Genomic DNA, 15,860 nt, shown 5'->3' on the forward strand with positions numbered 1-15,860 from the left:
GCCCGGCGAGCCGCGCTTTTGAAGCTTACGGGACGGAAAGAATGGAAAAGGTTCCCATGACCGCGGGCGGCTTCGCCGCTTTGGAGGTGGAGCTGAAGCACCGCCAGCAGGTCGAGCGTCAGCGCATCATCACCGCGATCTCCGAGGCGCGTGCCCTCGGCGACCTCTCGGAGAACGCCGAATATCATGCCGCGAAGGAAGCGCAGTCCCTCAACGAGGGCCGCATCCTGGAGCTCGAGTCGCTGATCGGCCGCGCCGACATCATCGACGTCTCGAAGCTCGGCGGCGACACGATCAAGTTCGGCGCCACCGTCAAGCTGATCGACGACGATACCGAGGAAGAGAAGAGCTACCAGATCGTCGGCGAACCGGAATCGGACGTGAAGTCCGGCAAGGTCTCGATCGGCTCGCCGATCGCGCGCGCGCTGATCGGCAAGAAGGTCGGCGATTCCGTGCAGGTCAATACGCCCGGCGGCGGCAAGTCCTACGAAGTCGTCAGCGTCGTCTTCCGCTGACCGAATGCGTCATGCTCGGGCGGAGCACAGCTCCGACCCGAGAACCTCATGCAGGAAAGCGGCGGCTAGCCTCTTCGGCCAAAGATGCTCGGGTCAGGCCCGAGCATGACTCCCCCCGTTCCGCTACCCGGCGACAATCACCCTCGCCGCCTTGACGAAACCGTCGACTGCGACGCTCGCCAGGATCAGCCCCATGACGCGGCTGATGATGCTGGCTCCCGCATTTCCGATGACCGCGATGATATGCGAGGCGCAGAACAGCAGCACGAGCAGCGCTGCCAGGATGATGCCGACCTGGATCAGGGTCTCCGTCTGCTCGACGATGCTGAACCGCGCATTGTCGGTCACCGTCATCACCGTCAGCATCGCGCCTGGGCTCGCAATGCTCGGAATCGCGAGGGGATAAACCGCCTTTTCGAGATCGGATGAGCTCAGCAGCTTCTTGTCTTCGTCCAGCTTCGATTCGCCGAAGATCATGGTCAGGGCGAACAGGAACAGCACGATGTTGCCGGCGATCTGGAAGGAGCTCAGCTCGATCTCCATCGCCGTCAGCAGGACCTGCCCCAGCAGGATGAAGAACAGGAGCACAATGAAGGCGACGAGCGTGCCGTGCAGGGCGACGCGTCGCGCAGCCGCCTTGCTCATCCCCGCCGTGACCGCCAGGAACACCGGCAGGGTCCCGATCGGGTCGATCACGACCCATAGTTTCACGAATTCCGTCAGCCAGCGTTCCATGAGAATCCCCCCTCGAATGCGAATCCCATAGAGTAAGCCGCTGCCGATGGCACGCGAACGCGCCCATGGACTATCGAAAACCCGCGCTTACATTGAAGGAACGGTTTTCACGGAGTTTCCGATCATGACAACGCGTCGACACTTTCTGTCCTTCGCGCTCGCTGCCGCCGCGCTGGCGCCGTTCGCAGGGGCCGCCGCCCTGGCGCAGGCCGCGCCGATCGGCTCGATCCAGGTGACCTTCGCGCCGACTGTCGTGCAGGGCTGGGGCGCCAACACCGCCCTGGTCAAGGCCGAATTGGAGAGCAAGCTCGCCGAACTGCTCGGGCCCTCGCTGCAGCGCGGCGCGTCTACGCGGCTCATCGTCAATGTCACCAGCGTCTGGCTCTCATCCTATGTGGGCAGCGGAGGCGGCAAACCGAACGGCGGCGGCGGCACCAGCGACTTTCTCGAGAGCACGGCGACGATCTACGATCGCAGCGGCCGGCCGCTCGCGAGCTACCCCATCATGTCGTCGGAACACCCCGCCGGCGGCGGCTGGAATCTGCCGGACATTGACCGGCGCCGGCTGAAGGCCCTCGCCCGCAACAACGCATACTGGATCAAGCGCTACGTCGCTGGCTGACCGCAGGTGCGAGGCCGGAATAGACGCTAGCCGGGCCGCCTGACCTCGAAGGCGGTCTTGCCGCGGCTGAAGCCGCAGGCCTCGTAGAACCCGAGCACGGCCGGGTCCTTGCGCCCGGTCAGCAGCATCACCTTGTAGCAGCCGGCGTCCCAGGCCTGCGCGATGGCGGCCTGTACGACACGCTTGCCGACGCCCTGGCCGCGCAGCCCTTCTTCGGTGACGACGTTCTCGATCAGCCCGAAGGGGCGCATGTTGCGTGTCAGATTGGGCGCGATCACCAGCACGCAGGTCGCCACGACCCTGCCGTCGAGCTCGGCGACATGCACAGTCATGAAGCCGCTGGCGAGAATCTGCCGCCAGGTTTCGGCCGCCGCCGCGGCGTCCGGCACGAGGTCGGTGACGCTGAGCTGGCGATAGAGCGCAAGGATCGCCGACAAATCCGCGTCGGCCGCCGTCCAGACCGTCACCGGCATGGCAGCCTCGCTCTCAGCCAAAAGGCACGATCGGCTCGTCCTTGACACGGTCGAGGGCGAGCGCAGTGCGGACGTTCCGGACATTCGGCATCGCCGTCAGCTCCGCCACGAAGTCCTGGAAGGCCTTCAGGTCAGGCGCGACGCATTTCAGCACGAAGTCGATGTCGCCGGAGAGCGTCCAGCATTCGCGCACGCTCGGCCAGCCCTTCATCCGGACCTGGAAGGCGGCGAGGTCGACCTCCGCCTGGCTCGCCAGATGTACGAAAGCGAAGCAGACCACCTCAAAGCCCAGCTTCCGCTCGTCGAGATCGGCATGGTAGCCGCGGATCAACCCGGCCTCCTCCAGCGCGCGCACGCGGCGCAGGCAGGGCGGGGGCGAGATGCCGACGCGGCTCGCGAGCTCGACATTGGTCATGCGCCCATCGGCCTGGAGCTCGCGCAGGATGCGCAGGTCGATCTCGTCGAGTTTCGGACGCACGAATATCCCCAAGGAAGGTCGCGCTGGTGTAGACGGCGCGGCCAAGCGATACAAGGCGCATGCCGCGGACAGGCGAAACGATGCACGACAATCCCGAACCGCAGTTTCCCCAACCAACCGTCTGGGTCCTGACCGATGGCAAGGCCGGCGACGAAGGCCAGTGCCTCGGCGTGGCAGAACGGCTCGGCGTCATGCCGGAAATACGGCGCGTGAGGCCGCGCAAGCCCTTCGCCTGGCTGATGCCGCGCGGGCCGATCGACCCGCGAGAGGCGCCCGACCGGTCGGAGAGCCCGATCCGCCCGCCCTTCCCCGACATCGCCATCGCCTCGGGCCGGCGCGCCGTCCCTTATCTGCGGGCGGTGAAGAAGGCCTCGAACGGCCGGACCTTCACCGTCTTCCTCAAGGACCCGCGCACCGGCGCCGGCACGGCCGACTTGATCTGGGTCTCAGGACACGACCGGCTGCGTGGAGACAATGTGCTCGTCACCGCCACCTCCCCCCATCGCCTCACGCCCGAGAAGCTGGCCTCGGCCCAGGCCGCGCCTCCCGGCCCCATAGGGGCTTTGCCCGCGCCGCGCGTCGCCGTGCTGGTCGGAGGCGACAGCCGGCACCACCGCTTCTCCCCGGCCGATATCGAGGGCTTTAGCAAGCAGCTCGATGCCCTGGCCGGCTCCGGCGCCGCGTTGATGGGCTCGCCCTCACGCCGCACCTCGCCCGCCCTCGCGAATGCGGCGTCGGCCGTCTTCGCTCGCCATGGCGGCTGGTGGTGGGACGGCTCGGGCGAGAACCCTTATCTCGCGTTGATCGCCAATGCCGACGCCGTCGTCGTCACCGCCGATTCGACCAACATGATCGGCGAGGCCACGGCGACCGGCGTTCCCGTCCTCGTCTTCGAGCCGCAGGGCGGCCATCCGAAGATCACAGCGCTGATCGCGACGCTGATGCAGGAAGGCGCTGTGCATCCTTTCCGTGGACAGCTTGCCGGCAAGCGCTACGCGCCGATAGACTCAACGCCCGTCATCGCCGATGCGATACGGCGGGGCTGGCTCAGCCACCGGGCCGCTCTCGGGCTCGACGCATAGATCACCGCGCATCCGATAGGACGCGATCACGGCGATCGATCTGATAGTGAACCAGGCCGCTCTTGTTTCGGCGCGCCGCCGCCGTATCTGACGGAACGAAACTGCGGCCGTTCGCCCGCAGGAGAGGAATTGAGACGATGGCCAACATGCACGCCCGCGTCATCATCATCGGCTCCGGCCCGGCCGGCTACACCGCCGCGATCTACGCCGCCCGCGCCATGCTGGAGCCGGTGCTCATCTCCGGCCTGCAGGCTGGCGGCCAGCTCATGATCACCACCGATGTGGAGAACTATCCGGGCTTCGCCGATCCGATCCAGGGCCCATGGCTGATGGAGCAGATGCGCGCCCAGGCCGAGCATATGGGCACGAAGATGGTCTCGGACCACATCGCCCGCGTCGACCTCTCGCAGCGGCCCTTCCGCCTCTGGGGCGATGGCAACGAGACCTATTCCTGCGACTCGCTGATCATCGCCACCGGCGCGCAGGCGAAATGGCTCGGCCTGCCTTCCGAGCAGAGCTTCCAGGGTTTCGGCGTCTCGGCCTGCGCCACCTGCGACGGCTTCTTCTTCCGGAACAAGGAGGTCGTGGTCGTCGGCGGCGGCAACACCGCGGTCGAGGAGGCACTCTATCTTGCCAACCTCGCCAGCAAGGTCACGCTGGTTCATCGCCGCGATCATCTGCGCGCCGAGCGCGTGATGCAGGAGCGCCTGTTCAAGCACCCGAAGATCAAGCTGGTCTGGGACAGCGAGATCGCCGAAATCTGCGGCGCCACCACCCCGCCCAATGTCACGCATCTGCGCCTGAAGAATACGAAGACGGGCGCCGAGAGCGAGCTGAAGGCCGACGGCGTCTTCATCGCCATCGGCCACAAGCCGGCGACCGAGCTTTTCGCCGGCCAGCTCGACATGCGCGAATCCGGCTATCTCGAAGTCGAGGTCGGTACGACCCGCACCAACATTCCGGGCGTCTTCGCTGCCGGAGACGTCACCGACGAGCATTATCGGCAGGCGGTGACGGCGGCGGGCATGGGCTGCATGGCGGCGCTCGACGCCGAGCGCTGGTTGCTGAACAGCGCGCTCGATCAACGCGAGGCAGCCGAATAGGCTGCACCGCCAACTCATCACCAAAATTGATGGATATCGCCACCAAAATCAGTGGCAAAATGGACTATCTCTGCCGTCTAGACATTGACGTACAGCAACTTCATCCCCCATCATGCACAAAACGCATAACGGGGGACGCGCGGTGGATTGGGACCGCATCCGAATTTTCTACACGGTCGCAGAGTCAGGCAGTTTCACCAAAGCTGGCGATGTTCTGGGGTTGAGTCAATCCGCCGTCAGCCGGCAGATCGGGGCGCTTGAGCGTGAATTGCGCGCGCCTCTCTTTCATCGGCATACGCGCGGACTGATCCTGACCGAGCAGGGCGAACTGCTCTGGCGTGCGGCGCGCGAGATGACGCAACGGCTGGAGCGCACGCGCTCGCAGCTATCGGAGACGCGCGAGCACCCCTCGGGCGAGCTCAAGGTCACGGCGACGCGCGGCCTCGGCGGCCATTGGCTGACCCCGCGTTTGGCCGAGTTCCTCGATCTCTATCCCGACATCCGCGTCGAGCTGATCCTCACCGATGAGGAGCTGGATCTCTCGATGCGCGAGGCCGACATCGCGATCCGCCTGCGCCAGCCGCAGCAGCCGGACCTGATCCAGCGCAAGCTCTTCACGGTCCATTTCCACGTCTACGCCTCGCCGGCCTATGTGAAGCGCTTCGGCGAGCCGAAGAGCTATGAAGACCTCGACAACCACCGCATCCTGTCCTTCGGCGGCACCTCGCCGTCCTATCTGACTGCAGTGCACTGGCTCGGCACCATGGGGCGCGACCAGCGCAACCCGCGGCCGATCCACCTCACGGTGAACAACATCACCGCGATGAAGCGGGCGGTCGATTCCGGCGCCGGGATCGCCGTGCTGCCGGATTACCTGATCGAGACCGGCTCGCCCCTCGTGCAGCTCATGCGCGAGACGGATATGCCGCAGCTCGAAAGCTATCTGGTCTATCCGGAAGAGATGAAGTCGGTCGCCCGCGTCCAGGTCTTCCGCGACTTCCTGATCCAGAAGGCCCAGCGCTGGACCTATTGAGGCCCGGGAAGCGCGGGGCATAGTCGCGCTCGCCCTTGTGGCGAGCGCCGCCGGCTGGTCTTGCATCGTTTCGAGGCAGCCTTCACGGCCGGGCAGGGGCGCGGCCATTAAACAGGCATCGCACTCTCCGATCCGGCAGCGAAGCAACCAGCCGACCGGAGCGCGACCTGAATTCTGTCTGTTTTGTGACCATTGCCCCGGCGCGATTGCACCAAATCCGAACAAGCCGGCGAAAAATCACTTTCGAAAACGTTAAAATGGCCATTCTCGGCGCTTAATCGGCTTGGCCGCATCGCGCCAGCCTTGCATCAAACGCATATTTCTCAATCATTTAAGCCCGAATTAGTACCATCTGCTCCCAAGACATGCAGCAACTGCATGTCAGACCCAAGCTATGTTGCATTGCAAAAAGGCAGCTCCTGCACAATATTGCACTCACGGTTGTTCGAAACGGGCTCCGCAATCTCCTCCCGGCGTTGAGTTCGTTTCAGCCGTTCCCCTCTGAAATGTTTGGCTTTTGCCAGATGTTTCAAACTTTCGAGGCCGGCTCCCCTCGGGGACGCCGGCCCTTTTTTTGTCCTTTTGCTGATCCCGTCATTGCGAGCCCTCGGGTCTTGCCTTCGGCAAGCCCAAGGACAGGCTCCACGAAACAATCCAGGCGGACGGAGAGCTCTGCCGCCCCTCAATTGCTTCGTCGCTGACGGTCACCCAGCCAGCTTGCCGGCGATCGTCGCGAAATTGTCGATGAAGCCCTGCAGGAACTTGCGGGTGCCCTCGTCCGTGACCTCGTGGGCGCCGTCGATCAGCCCCTCCTTGTAGGTGATGAACACCTGGCCGCCGACCACGACGCCCGCAAGATTCGTCATGATCATGCGCAGGTTCTGCTGAGCGACGGCCGAGCCGATGGCGCCGCCGCTCGTGCCGGTCACGGCCACCAGTTTGCCGGCCCAGGAATTCTTGCCATAGGGTCGCGAAGCCCAGTCGATAGCGTTCTTGAGCGCGGCGGTGATCGAGCGGTTGTGCTCCGGAGTGACAATCAGGATGGCATCGGCGGCCTCGATCTCGCGCTTCAGCCTGAGCGTCGACTCCGGACGGTCGGCCTCGAGGTCCTGGTTGAACAGCGGCAGATCATCGATCCTGACGAAGGACGGCTCGAATGCGTCGGCTCCGAGTTTGGCCAGCGCCTCCGCCAGCTTGAGATTGATCGATTCGCGCCGCGTGCTGCCGACGACGATAGCGAGCTTCAACTTGGCCATTACAATCCTCGATGCTGGGCAAGAAACCGACCGACGGTAGAAGCCGCCGGCTGGTCGGGGCAAGCTTCGCCGTCGCAAGAGGGGTATTGCGGAATTTCAAGGCTGGACGGTGTCAGCGCCGGGCTGGCCTCGCCGCCAGAGGCAGCGCGTCGAACAGGCCCGGCTCCGGGCTGGTGCGCGCCTTCTCGATGGTCAGCATCCTGAGCTTGGTCTCGACGCCGCCATCGGCCGAAAAACCACCGGTGCGGCCGCCCGCGGCGAGCACGCGGTGGCAAGGCACGATGATCGGCCACGGGTTCTGGCCGAGCGCGACACCGACGGCCCGCGCCGCGCCGGGATCGCCGATCCGAGCGGCGACCTCGCCATAGGTCAGCGTCTCACCGGGCGGTATGGCGAGCGCGACCTCATAGACCCTGCGGTTGAAATCGGAGACGGTCTCGATCGTGATCGGCAGGTTCGAGGGATCGCTCGGGTCGCCGTCCAGGAGATGCCGTATCGCGGCGACCGCTTCGGCAATGAAGCCCCCCGGCGCCATCTCTTCGATCGCATCCGGAAAGCGCCGGGCGAGCCGGCGCCGCGCGGCGTCCTCATCCCGCTCCGGCAATTGCGCCCCGATGAAGCGCTCGCCTTCCCAGATCAGCGCACAAGTGCCGATCGCGGTCTCGAACAGGTGGAAATGCTGTGCGGCCATGAGCTACTCGCGACGTTCCGGCTGCCGGATCACGCCGATTTAGCACGCATCATGACGTACAGGGCACCCGAAAGCTGGCAGCAGCCGGCCTCACATGAACAGCTTCTCGCCTTCCAGCCCCTTGTAGAGCCCTGCGACCTGCTCGCCATAGCCGTTGAAGATCAGCGTCGGGCGCCGGTCGCGCGAGCCAAGGATCTGTTCAGTGGCCTGGCTCCAGCGCGGATGCGCCACGGCCGGGTTCACATTGGCCCAGAAGCCGTATTCGCTCGCCTGCAGCCCCTCCCAGAAGGTCTTGGGCCGCTCGGCGACGAAGCTGATCTTGCGGATCGATTTGACCGATTTGAAGCCGTATTTCCACGGCGTGATCAGCCGGATCGGCGCGCCATGCTGGGTCGGCAGCGGCTTGCCGTAGATGCCAGTGACGAGCAGCGGCAATTCGTTCGTCGCCTCCGCGATGGAAAGCCCTTCCGTATAGGGCCAGGGATACCAGCGCTGGTTCTGCCCCGGCGCGACGCGCGGGTTCATGAAGGTCTCGAAGCGGATATATTTCGCGCCCGAGAGCGGCTTGGCCAAAGCAACGAAGGCTGCCAGCGGGATGCCGGTCCACGGCACCGCCATCGCCCAGGCCTCGACGCAGCGGAAGCGGTAGAGCCTTTCCTCGAGCGGCAGCTTGCGGACGAGATCATCGAAGCCGATCTCGAAGGGCTTCTCGACCATGCCGTCGACCTGGATGCTCCAGGGCCGCGTCGCGAGGCGCTTCGAGGCATCGACGATGTCCTTCGACATGCCGAATTCGTAGAAGTTGTTGTAGTTCGCTGCGTCGTCTTCCGCCGTCTGCGCCACATCGAGCTTGTAGGCTTCGTTGCGCTTCGCGGGATAGAGATCGAGCGTCGGATCGGGCGCCTGTGCCGATGCGCCGCCCGGCAGCGCCGCCCCGGCGATCAGGCCGGCTCCGGCAGCCATGAGCTGGCGGCGATTGAGGAACACGCTCTCCGGCGTGGCCTGGCTTTCCGGCATTTCCCAGCCGGCACGGCGCTTGATCAGCATGACGGACATACTCCGCTTTCGCCCGATCGCTGCGCGCCCGTTCGGGCGCGACAACAGTGATCGACCGATTTGTCGTCGCATCGGATTCTCCCGAAAAGTGGCTTCCACTTTTCGGTCCGATGCGATGCCGGAGTTAGGTCACGAAAGCGGGGTAACGGCAATTCACGAGGGGGAGAGGAACTGCCGCGTCGTCATGCCCGGGCTTGACCCGGGCATCTCTTCGGGAGTCTGGCTGGTTTCCGAGATGGCCGGGTCAAGCCCGGCCATGACGTTCGACGCTCAGCCCCGCGCTTCCAGCGCCTTGACGATCGCCTGGCCCATCTCGCTGGTCGAGACGGCGTTCGCGCCGGGCGCGGCAATATCCTTGGTCCGGGTGCCGGAGCCCAGCACATCGGCAATCGCGCCTTCGAGGCGGTCCGCCGCGTCGCCCGCGCCGAACGAGTAACGCAGCGCCATGGCGAAGGAGCCGATCATCGCGATCGGGTTGGCGAGGCCCTTGCCGGCGATGTCCGGGGCCGAGCCGTGGACCGGCTCGTAGAGCGCCTTGCGCTTGCCGGTGGCCGGGTCCTCGGCGCCGAGCGAAGCCGAGGGCAGCATGCCGAGCGAGCCGGTCAGCATCGCCGCCACGTCGGAAAGGATGTCACCGAACAGGTTGTCGCAGACGATGACGTCATACTGCTTCGGCCAGCGCACGAGCTGCATGGCGCAATTGTCGGCGAGCACATGCTCCAGCTCGACATCGGCGTATTCCTTGGCATGCAGCGCCGTGACGGTCTGCTTCCAGAGCACGCCGGTCTTCATGACGTTGTGCTTCTCGGCCGAGGAGAGCTTGTTGCGGCGTGTGCGTGCCAGCTCGAAGGCGACGCGCGTGATCCGCTCGATCTCGCCGGTCGTGTAGAGCTGCGTGTCGACGCCGCGCTTCTGCCCGTCCTCCAGCGTCACGATCTCCTTCGGTTCGCCGAAATAGACGCCGCCGGTCAGCTCGCGCACGATCAGGATGTCGAGACCCTCGACAACCTCCGGCTTGAGCGATGAGGCCGAGGCCAGCGCCGGATAGCAGATCGCGGGGCGCAGATTGGCGAACAGGCCGAGATCCTTGCGCAGACGCAGCAGGCCCGCTTCCGGCCGGTGCTGATACGGCACGTCCGCCCATTTCGGCCCACCGACCGCGCCGAACAGCACGGCGTCGGCGTCCTGAGCGAGCTTCATGTCGCTGTCGGAGATCGCCTTGCCATGGGCGTCGTAGGCGGTGCCGCCAACGAGGCCCTTCTCGATCTCGAAGGAGCCGAGCCCCTGCTTGCCGAACCAGGACACGATCTGCTCGACCTGGCCCATCACCTCGGGGCCGATGCCGTCGCCGGGAAGCATCAGGAGCTTGTGGGTCGCCATGATCGTTGCCTCGTGTTCTGGTCGCGTTTCTGGAGCCGGATCCGATCAGGTTGGATCAACCTGATCGGTGAATCCGCCTCTCAATTATCGATAGAGAACGCGTGATCCGATCGGATTGCTGCGCAATCTGATCGGCGCGTGCTCTAGCGCAGGCTGATAGGCGGCCGGGCGGCTGCACGCAAGCCGCGGCGCAGCAATGCTGCTCACGCAAAAAAGCCCGCGCTCGGGGGCGCGGGCTTTCGGAACGTTGCAACGCGATGCGTGCCGCTCGCCCGGCTGCAACGTCACTCGAGACTGCAGGTCACTCGATGATGTGAATGATCCGGCGCGCCGGCGGCGCAGGCAGCACGGTGCCATCGCTCACGCTTCCGACACCGTCTCCGGCGAGATCATCCTCGCCCTGCACAACCTGCTGCTGCGACAGCACCTTCCCGAAAGAGACCGGTGCCGTATAGACGAACGGGCCCGGACGCTCGGCGACGGCGTGCTTCTTCAGCAATGGCACGAGGCCGCTTTGCGAGGAGAGCACGCTGCGTAGATCATCAGGCTGCCCCTGCGCCATGGCCGCGGCCGGCATCAGGATCAGGCCAGCGGTAAGCAGAACTGTCCGAAGCATGGGAACTCCTTTCCTAGCCGGGAGCCGAAAGGTCGTCCTCGCTATCCCGCCAGCAGCAACGGCCGGCGGGCAGGAAGGTTCCGTATCATGCTGCGGCAAGCTCCGATGCCCTGCCGCAGCATGATTGCGAGCCTGATCAGGCCTTCTTTTCCATGTTCCAGAAGAACTGCACCGGCGAAAGCACCATGCCGGTCAGGTTGGCACGGAAGGCCATGGGCTGCTGGACCAGGCCACAGGGCACATAGGGCACGAAGTCGAAGGCGCGCCGCTCGATCGAGGCCGCGATCTCCTTCTGCTTGGCTTCCTCCGGCGTCGCGATCCACTGGTCGCGCAAGCCCTCCATGGTGGTGTCCTCGGGCCAGCCGAACCAGGCCGCCCCGCCATTGGCCCGCATCAGCGGATGCAGCGCCGGGTTGAGCGTGTCGGCGCAGGACCATAGCGTGTGGAACACCGACCACCCGCCCTGATCGGGCAGGCCGCGATTGGCGCGCCGGCCGATGAAGCTCGCCCAGTCGGTCGCGACCAGCTCCGCATTGATGCCGAGCTTCTTGAACAGATCCTCGGTCACCATGCACTGCTGATAGGCGATCGGCTGGTCGGCCGGGGCGAGCAGGATGACCTTTTCGCCCTTGTAACCGGCCTCCTTGAGCATGGCCTTGGCCTTCTCGAGATTGGCCGGCATTGCCTCTGCGCCGCCGGCGCCCGACGACATCGGCGAGCCCGGTGTGAAGAAGGTCTTGGCCTCGCTGTAATAGGCCTTGTCGCCGACGACGGCCTCCATGTAGTCGGCCTGGGCGACGGCGGTCATCACCGCCTTGCGGATCGCCGGATTGTTGAAGGGTGGCTGCATCTGGTTGAAGCGCATCAGCAGGAACAGGCCGAGCGGCACGTTCGCGATGGCGACGTCCTTGTTGCCCTTCAGCATCGGCAGCAGATCGACCGGCGGCTGCTCGTACCAGTCCACCTCGCCCTGCATCAGGGCGCCCGCAGCCGCAGCTGGCTCGGTCAGCGGCAGCCACTCGATCCGGTTGATCTTCGCCACCTTGCCGCCGGCCGCCCAGGAGGGCGCCTCCTCGCGAGGCTTGTACTTGGCGAAGCGCTCGTAGATCGCGTTCTGGCCGGGGACCCACTGCTTGTCCATGAAGCGCCAGGGGCCGGACCCGACGGCCTCGGTGATGTTCTTCATGTGGTCCGTCTGCGCGACGCGCTCGGGCATGATGAAGGGCACGTTGGACGAGAGCTTGCCGAGCGCCGCCGGCAGCATCGGGAAGGGCTTCTTCAGCCTGATCTTGAATGTCCGCTGGTCGACGACGTCATAGCCCTCGACGAAGGTCGCGAAGGTCTGGCCGAAGGCATCGCGCTTCGACCAGCGTGCGATCGAGGCGATGCAGTCCTGCGCCTTCACCGGCTCGTCATCGTGGAAGACGAGTCCGTCGCGCAGATGGAAGGTCCAGCTCAGCCCGTCCGGCGCGGTCTCCCAAGCCTGCACCATCTGCGGCTTGATCTGGAAGTTCGCATCGGTCGCGAACAGGGTGTCATATATCAGGTAACCATGGTTACGGATGACGTAGCTCGTGGCCGTGATCGGGTCGAGCGAGGGCAGCGGCGTCGACGGGATAAACCGCAAGGTAGACGCCGCACTCTGCGAAAAAGCGCGATTCGAGAGGAAACCGGAGGCCGCAAGCGCTCCGGCTCCGGTCAATAACTGACGGCGGTCGATCGGCATGACATCTCTCCCAGCTGACGGAGCGGGCGCCCCGCAAAGCGCAATCTGAAGCAAGAGATATACCAGAAGCGGCGACGCCGCATCGGCCGTGCCGAGCGATGCGATCAGCCAGAAGCGAGCCGCGCCGTCACCTCGATCTCGACCTTCATCTCTGGTTTCAGCAGCCCGGCAATAACATAGATGCCCGCCGCCGGCCTGATCTCGCTGAAGACCTCCCCACAGACACTTAGCACCGGCTCGCAATAGCTGCGATCGGTGACGAAATACTGGGCGCGCACCACCTGTGACAGCGAGGACCCCGCCTCCTCCAGCACGGCCTCGAGCGTGCCGAAGATGTTGCGGGCCTGCTCGGCAACATCGTCCGGCATCGCCATGGTGACGTAATCATAGCCCGTCGTACCGGATACGAAAACCAGATCGCCATCGACCACGGCGCGCGAATAGCCGAAGGAGCGCTCGAAAGGCGAACCGGTGGAGATGAGGCGGCGGGTCATCTGGGTCTCCAAATAGGGAAGGACGCGACTTGCGAGATCGCAAACCTCCCTTGCCACCCGTTTTCTGGCAAGACGACGTACGATGTCATTCCGGGGCAGGCCGCAGGCCTGAACCCGGAACCCACGACCAGGTGACACCGTCCTGCAGCCGTCGAGAAAAGCGGCGCAAACTGCCGTTCCCCGTCGTGGGTTCCGGGTTCTTCACTTCGCGAAGCCCCGGAACGACATATGGGGCGCCTTTTAAACCCGCCCGCCCTTCAGCGCGCGCAGCACCTTCTCGCCCGGCCTGCCCGTCTGCGGCATGCCGAGCCGGGCCTCGATCTCCTTGATCGCACCGCGCGTCAAAGCGCCGACCGCGCCGTCCGGCTCGCCGACATTGTAGCCGCGGGCGATCAGGAGCCGCTGCAACTCGCGCCGCTGCTCTCGCGAGAGCGGCAGGTCGTCCGTTGGCCAGTCCCCCTGCACGCCGGGCTTGCCGCGCAGCCGGTCGGAGAGGAGCGAGATCGCGAGAGCGTAGGAGTCAGCACCGTTGTAGCTGTAGGCCGCGTCATAGTTCTTGAAGACGAGGAAGGCCGGCCCGTTGCGGCCCGCCGGCATCAGCAGCCCCGCATTGCCGGTGCCGCTCAGGCCAGAGCCGTCGAACTTGACGATGCCTTGCGAGGCCCAGTGCGAGAGCGGCCGCTTCGGGTTTCGCCCCGTTCCACCGGAATAGCCGCCCGGCACGCGCACCTCGTAGCCCCATGTCGCGCCCGTGACCCAGCCGGCCTTGTCCATGAAGTTGGCGGTCGAATGCAGCGCGTCGGGGATCGAATCGACGAGGTCGCGGCGCCCGTCGCCATCGCCGTCGACGGCCAGCCGCATATAGGTCGAGGGAATGAACTGGGTATGGCCGAAGGCGCCCGCCCAGGAGCCGAACAGCCGTTCCGGCCGGACATCGCCGCGCTGGATGATCTGCAGCGTCGCGAAGAGCTCGCCCTTGAAGAAGGCGTTGCGGCGCGGGGCCAGGCAGGCGCCGGTCGAGAGCGCCTGCACGAGCGGCATCTTGCCCCTTGCCTTGCCGAAGTCGCTCTCCACGCCCCAGACAGCGGCGATGGTGTGGCGATCGACGCCGAAGCGCTGCTCCGCGGCGGCGAGCGTCGAGGCATGCTGACGCATCATCGAGCGGCCTTCCGCGACCTTCTCCTCGTCGACCAGGGTGCCGAGGTAATCCCAGATCGGCGTCTTGAACTCCGGCTGGTTGTTCATCGCCTCGATCACCTTCATGTCGGGCTCGACGCCGGCCATGGCGCGGTCGAAGGTCGCGCCCGAGATGCCCTTGGCGGCAGCCTCGGAGCGCAGCCCCGCGACGCAGGACTGGAATCCAGCCTGGGCGAAGGCCGATGAGGCGATGAGGATGAGTGGCAAGGCCAATGTGATGGCGCGCATGGGTCTCCACCGATTCGCAAGGAAGAGGCGAGGCTAGGCGGGTGTGGTTAACGGAGGTTAACCAGCGAGAATGGCGGCGCGAAGGAGCAAAAGCCGCTATGGAAAGGCATCCGTTCTTCCGCGATTCGCCTTCTGAGCTACTCAGCCATGTCGCCGGCCGCCATCGAACTCCTCGGCTTCGCCGCCGCGACGCTGACCAGCCTGTGCTGGCTGCCGCAGGCCTGGCGCACCATCCGCACCCGGGACACCCGCGCGATATCGCTGTGGACGCAAGGGTTGTTCGCCCTCGGCACGGCGCTCTGGCTGGGCTACGGCATCCAGATCCTGTCCTTGCCGGTCATTGCGGCCAACGCGCTGACCCTGCTCCTGGTGCTCCTTATCATCACGATGAAGCTCCGCTTCGGCTGATCCGCCGCCCGCCCGCTGCCGCCAAGGAATATCCGGCATGCCCTCCCTCACCATGGCCCACATCCTGCCGATCGCGATGCTGTTCGGCTCGAACATCTTCATGACCTTCGCCTGGTATGGACACCTCAGCTACAAGAGCGCCGCGATCTGGATCGCGATCCTCGTGAGCTGGATGATCGCCCTGCCGGAATACATGCTCGCCGTTCCGGCCAACCGCATCGGTTCCGCCGTCTATTCCGCCGCCGAGCTGAAGACGATGCAGGAGATCATCACCCTCATGGTCTTCGCCGGCTTCTCGGTGTTCTGGCTGAAGGAATCGCTGACCTGGAGCCACGCCGTCGGCTTCGCCCTGATCGCGGCCGGGGCCTTCTTCATCTTTCACGCCAAGAGCTGACGCTCTTCTCTGAAGACAACCTCCCAACAGGATTTACGACCGTGAAGAAGACAGCACTGATTGTCTGCGGCCTCCTGCTCGCCCCGGCGGCGGCGATGGCGGGTCCGACCTGCAGCCCGAGCGATTCCAGCGCGAAAATCCTCGGCGCGGCCTCTCCGACCGCCATCCATCGCGCCTGGCAGGGCAAGCAGGTCGGCTATGGCTGGTCGCTGCAGGTAGACCGCAGCGCCCATGACGCCGACGGCACCGAATATTACGTCGGGGACCTCTACGACACGAACGGCCACCTCTCGACGCGCAAGGTCTTCGTCATCGAGCGCGAATGGGATTGCGGGCCGTAAGCGCGCTTGGTCCACCGACCTCGGAATGACGG

Annotated in this window: 19 protein-coding genes; 8 read left to right on the forward strand and 11 right to left on the reverse strand. The window is 65.3% G+C overall.

The features are described from left to right. The first annotated feature begins 41 nt into the window (after positions 1 to 41). Positions 42 to 515: a transcription elongation factor GreA gene (gene greA, locus BoBH3_RS15110; protein ID WP_262331637.1), complete on the forward strand. Its 474-nt coding sequence runs from the start codon at positions 42 to 44 to the stop codon at positions 513 to 515. A gap of 123 nt (positions 516 to 638) precedes the next feature. Here the strand turns inward: greA and BoBH3_RS15115 are convergent, their stop codons facing one another. Next, the gene (locus BoBH3_RS15115; protein WP_262331638.1) at positions 639 to 1,250 is read right to left on the reverse strand and encodes a MarC family protein; all 612 of its coding nucleotides are present in this window, start codon (positions 1,248 to 1,250) and stop codon (positions 639 to 641) included. A 46-nt stretch (positions 1,251 to 1,296) separates the two neighbouring features. Between BoBH3_RS15115 and BoBH3_RS15120 the strand changes: the two genes are divergently transcribed. Continuing rightward, complete coding sequence (locus tag BoBH3_RS15120; RefSeq protein WP_262331639.1) at positions 1,297 to 1,872, forward strand: hypothetical protein; 576 nt, start codon at positions 1,297 to 1,299, stop codon at positions 1,870 to 1,872. Positions 1,873 to 1,898: 26 nt separating this feature from the next. Here the strand turns inward: BoBH3_RS15120 and BoBH3_RS15125 are convergent, their stop codons facing one another. Both BoBH3_RS15125 and BoBH3_RS15130 read right to left on the reverse strand, forming a co-directional pair. Further along, positions 1,899 to 2,345, reverse strand: a complete 447-nt coding sequence (locus BoBH3_RS15125) for a GNAT family N-acetyltransferase (protein ID WP_262331640.1) — start codon at positions 2,343 to 2,345, stop codon at positions 1,899 to 1,901. Between the two features lie 13 nt (positions 2,346 to 2,358). Beyond that, positions 2,359 to 2,823, reverse strand: a complete 465-nt coding sequence (locus BoBH3_RS15130; protein ID WP_262331641.1) for an Lrp/AsnC family transcriptional regulator — start codon at positions 2,821 to 2,823, stop codon at positions 2,359 to 2,361. 80 nt (positions 2,824 to 2,903) lie between these two features. Here BoBH3_RS15130 and BoBH3_RS15135 point away from each other — a divergent pair, with 80 nt between their 5' ends. The 3 genes from BoBH3_RS15135 to BoBH3_RS15145 all read left to right on the forward strand — a co-directional run bounded on the left by BoBH3_RS15135 (position 2,904) and on the right by BoBH3_RS15145 (position 6,041). Next, entirely contained in the window at positions 2,904 to 3,905 is a 1,002-nt protein-coding gene (locus BoBH3_RS15135) for a mitochondrial fission ELM1 family protein (protein WP_262331642.1), read from the forward strand. A gap of 137 nt (positions 3,906 to 4,042) precedes the next feature. Beyond that, positions 4,043 to 5,008, forward strand: a complete 966-nt coding sequence (gene trxB / locus BoBH3_RS15140; RefSeq protein ID WP_262331643.1) for a thioredoxin-disulfide reductase — start codon at positions 4,043 to 4,045, stop codon at positions 5,006 to 5,008. Between the two features lie 142 nt (positions 5,009 to 5,150). After that, positions 5,151 to 6,041, forward strand: coding sequence for a LysR family transcriptional regulator (locus BoBH3_RS15145; protein WP_262331644.1), 891 nt, complete (start codon positions 5,151 to 5,153; stop codon positions 6,039 to 6,041). A 704-nt stretch (positions 6,042 to 6,745) separates the two neighbouring features. Here the strand turns inward: BoBH3_RS15145 and BoBH3_RS15150 are convergent. From BoBH3_RS15150 to BoBH3_RS15185, 8 genes are all read right to left on the reverse strand, one after another. Beyond that, on the reverse strand, positions 6,746 to 7,297 hold the full coding sequence (locus BoBH3_RS15150) for an NADPH-dependent FMN reductase (RefSeq protein WP_262331645.1): 552 nt from the start codon (positions 7,295 to 7,297) through the stop codon (positions 6,746 to 6,748). Between the two features lie 112 nt (positions 7,298 to 7,409). Further along, positions 7,410 to 7,988, reverse strand: coding sequence for a methylated-DNA--[protein]-cysteine S-methyltransferase (locus BoBH3_RS15155; protein ID WP_262331646.1), 579 nt, complete (start codon positions 7,986 to 7,988; stop codon positions 7,410 to 7,412). A gap of 90 nt (positions 7,989 to 8,078) precedes the next feature. Beyond that, positions 8,079 to 9,035: a protein-methionine-sulfoxide reductase catalytic subunit MsrP gene (msrP, locus tag BoBH3_RS15160; protein WP_262331647.1), complete on the reverse strand. Its 957-nt coding sequence runs from the start codon at positions 9,033 to 9,035 to the stop codon at positions 8,079 to 8,081. 279 nt (positions 9,036 to 9,314) lie between these two features. After that, entirely contained in the window at positions 9,315 to 10,424 is a 1,110-nt protein-coding gene (gene leuB / locus BoBH3_RS15165; protein ID WP_262331648.1) for a 3-isopropylmalate dehydrogenase, read from the reverse strand. A 301-nt stretch (positions 10,425 to 10,725) separates the two neighbouring features. After that, positions 10,726 to 11,040 carry a hypothetical protein gene (locus BoBH3_RS15170; protein WP_262331649.1) on the reverse strand — a complete coding sequence of 105 codons (315 nt, stop codon included), beginning with the start codon at positions 11,038 to 11,040 and terminating at the stop codon, positions 10,726 to 10,728. 136 nt (positions 11,041 to 11,176) lie between these two features. Further along, a complete protein-coding gene (locus tag BoBH3_RS15175) occupies positions 11,177 to 12,667 on the reverse strand; it encodes an ABC transporter substrate-binding protein (RefSeq protein WP_262331650.1) in 1,491 nt (496 codons plus the stop codon). 203 nt (positions 12,668 to 12,870) lie between these two features. Continuing rightward, positions 12,871 to 13,260 (reverse strand): RidA family protein, encoded by a 390-nt coding sequence (locus BoBH3_RS15180; RefSeq protein WP_262331651.1) that lies wholly within the window; start codon positions 13,258 to 13,260, stop codon positions 12,871 to 12,873. Positions 13,261 to 13,500: 240 nt separating this feature from the next. Beyond that, entirely contained in the window at positions 13,501 to 14,685 is a 1,185-nt protein-coding gene (locus tag BoBH3_RS15185; RefSeq protein WP_262331652.1) for a lytic murein transglycosylase, read from the reverse strand. Positions 14,686 to 14,832: 147 nt separating this feature from the next. Here BoBH3_RS15185 and BoBH3_RS15190 point away from each other — a divergent pair, with 147 nt between their 5' ends. The 3 genes from BoBH3_RS15190 to BoBH3_RS15200 are packed head-to-tail and all read left to right on the forward strand — an operon-like array spanning position 14,833 to position 15,828. Beyond that, complete coding sequence (locus BoBH3_RS15190; RefSeq protein WP_262331653.1) at positions 14,833 to 15,093, forward strand: SemiSWEET family sugar transporter; 261 nt, start codon at positions 14,833 to 14,835, stop codon at positions 15,091 to 15,093. 37 nt (positions 15,094 to 15,130) lie between these two features. Then, positions 15,131 to 15,487 (forward strand): DMT family protein, encoded by a 357-nt coding sequence (locus tag BoBH3_RS15195; RefSeq protein WP_262331654.1) that lies wholly within the window; start codon positions 15,131 to 15,133, stop codon positions 15,485 to 15,487. A gap of 41 nt (positions 15,488 to 15,528) precedes the next feature. Next, entirely contained in the window at positions 15,529 to 15,828 is a 300-nt protein-coding gene (locus tag BoBH3_RS15200; protein ID WP_262331655.1) for a hypothetical protein, read from the forward strand. Positions 15,829 to 15,860 lie beyond the last annotated feature (32 nt).

The sequence above is a fragment of the Allobosea sp. BH3 genome (genome assembly GCF_025499465.1).
In the GTDB taxonomy this organism is placed as follows: domain Bacteria; phylum Pseudomonadota; class Alphaproteobacteria; order Rhizobiales; family Beijerinckiaceae; genus Allobosea.

Bases quoted from the DNA above. Each gene is read 5' to 3' on its own strand.
- greA (WP_262331637.1), top strand. From the start codon at position 42: ATGGAAAAGGTTCCCATGACCGCGGGCGGCTTCGCCGCTTTGGAGGTG.
- BoBH3_RS15115 (WP_262331638.1), bottom strand. From the start codon at position 1,250: ATGGAACGCTGGCTGACGGAATTCGTGAAACTATGGGTCGTGATCGAC.
- BoBH3_RS15120 (WP_262331639.1), top strand. From the start codon at position 1,297: ATGGCACGCGAACGCGCCCATGGACTATCGAAAACCCGCGCTTACATT.
- BoBH3_RS15125 (WP_262331640.1), bottom strand. From the start codon at position 2,345: ATGCCGGTGACGGTCTGGACGGCGGCCGACGCGGATTTGTCGGCGATC.
- BoBH3_RS15135 (WP_262331642.1), top strand. From the start codon at position 2,904: ATGCACGACAATCCCGAACCGCAGTTTCCCCAACCAACCGTCTGGGTC.
- trxB (WP_262331643.1), top strand. From the start codon at position 4,043: ATGGCCAACATGCACGCCCGCGTCATCATCATCGGCTCCGGCCCGGCC.
- BoBH3_RS15150 (WP_262331645.1), bottom strand. From the start codon at position 7,297: ATGGCCAAGTTGAAGCTCGCTATCGTCGTCGGCAGCACGCGGCGCGAA.
- BoBH3_RS15155 (WP_262331646.1), bottom strand. From the start codon at position 7,988: ATGGCCGCACAGCATTTCCACCTGTTCGAGACCGCGATCGGCACTTGT.
- msrP (WP_262331647.1), bottom strand. From the start codon at position 9,035: ATGCTGATCAAGCGCCGTGCCGGCTGGGAAATGCCGGAAAGCCAGGCC.
- leuB (WP_262331648.1), bottom strand. From the start codon at position 10,424: ATGGCGACCCACAAGCTCCTGATGCTTCCCGGCGACGGCATCGGCCCC.
- BoBH3_RS15170 (WP_262331649.1), bottom strand. From the start codon at position 11,040: ATGCTTCGGACAGTTCTGCTTACCGCTGGCCTGATCCTGATGCCGGCC.
- BoBH3_RS15180 (WP_262331651.1), bottom strand. From the start codon at position 13,260: ATGACCCGCCGCCTCATCTCCACCGGTTCGCCTTTCGAGCGCTCCTTC.
- BoBH3_RS15185 (WP_262331652.1), bottom strand. From the start codon at position 14,685: ATGCGCGCCATCACATTGGCCTTGCCACTCATCCTCATCGCCTCATCG.
- BoBH3_RS15190 (WP_262331653.1), top strand. From the start codon at position 14,833: ATGTCGCCGGCCGCCATCGAACTCCTCGGCTTCGCCGCCGCGACGCTG.
- BoBH3_RS15195 (WP_262331654.1), top strand. From the start codon at position 15,131: ATGCCCTCCCTCACCATGGCCCACATCCTGCCGATCGCGATGCTGTTC.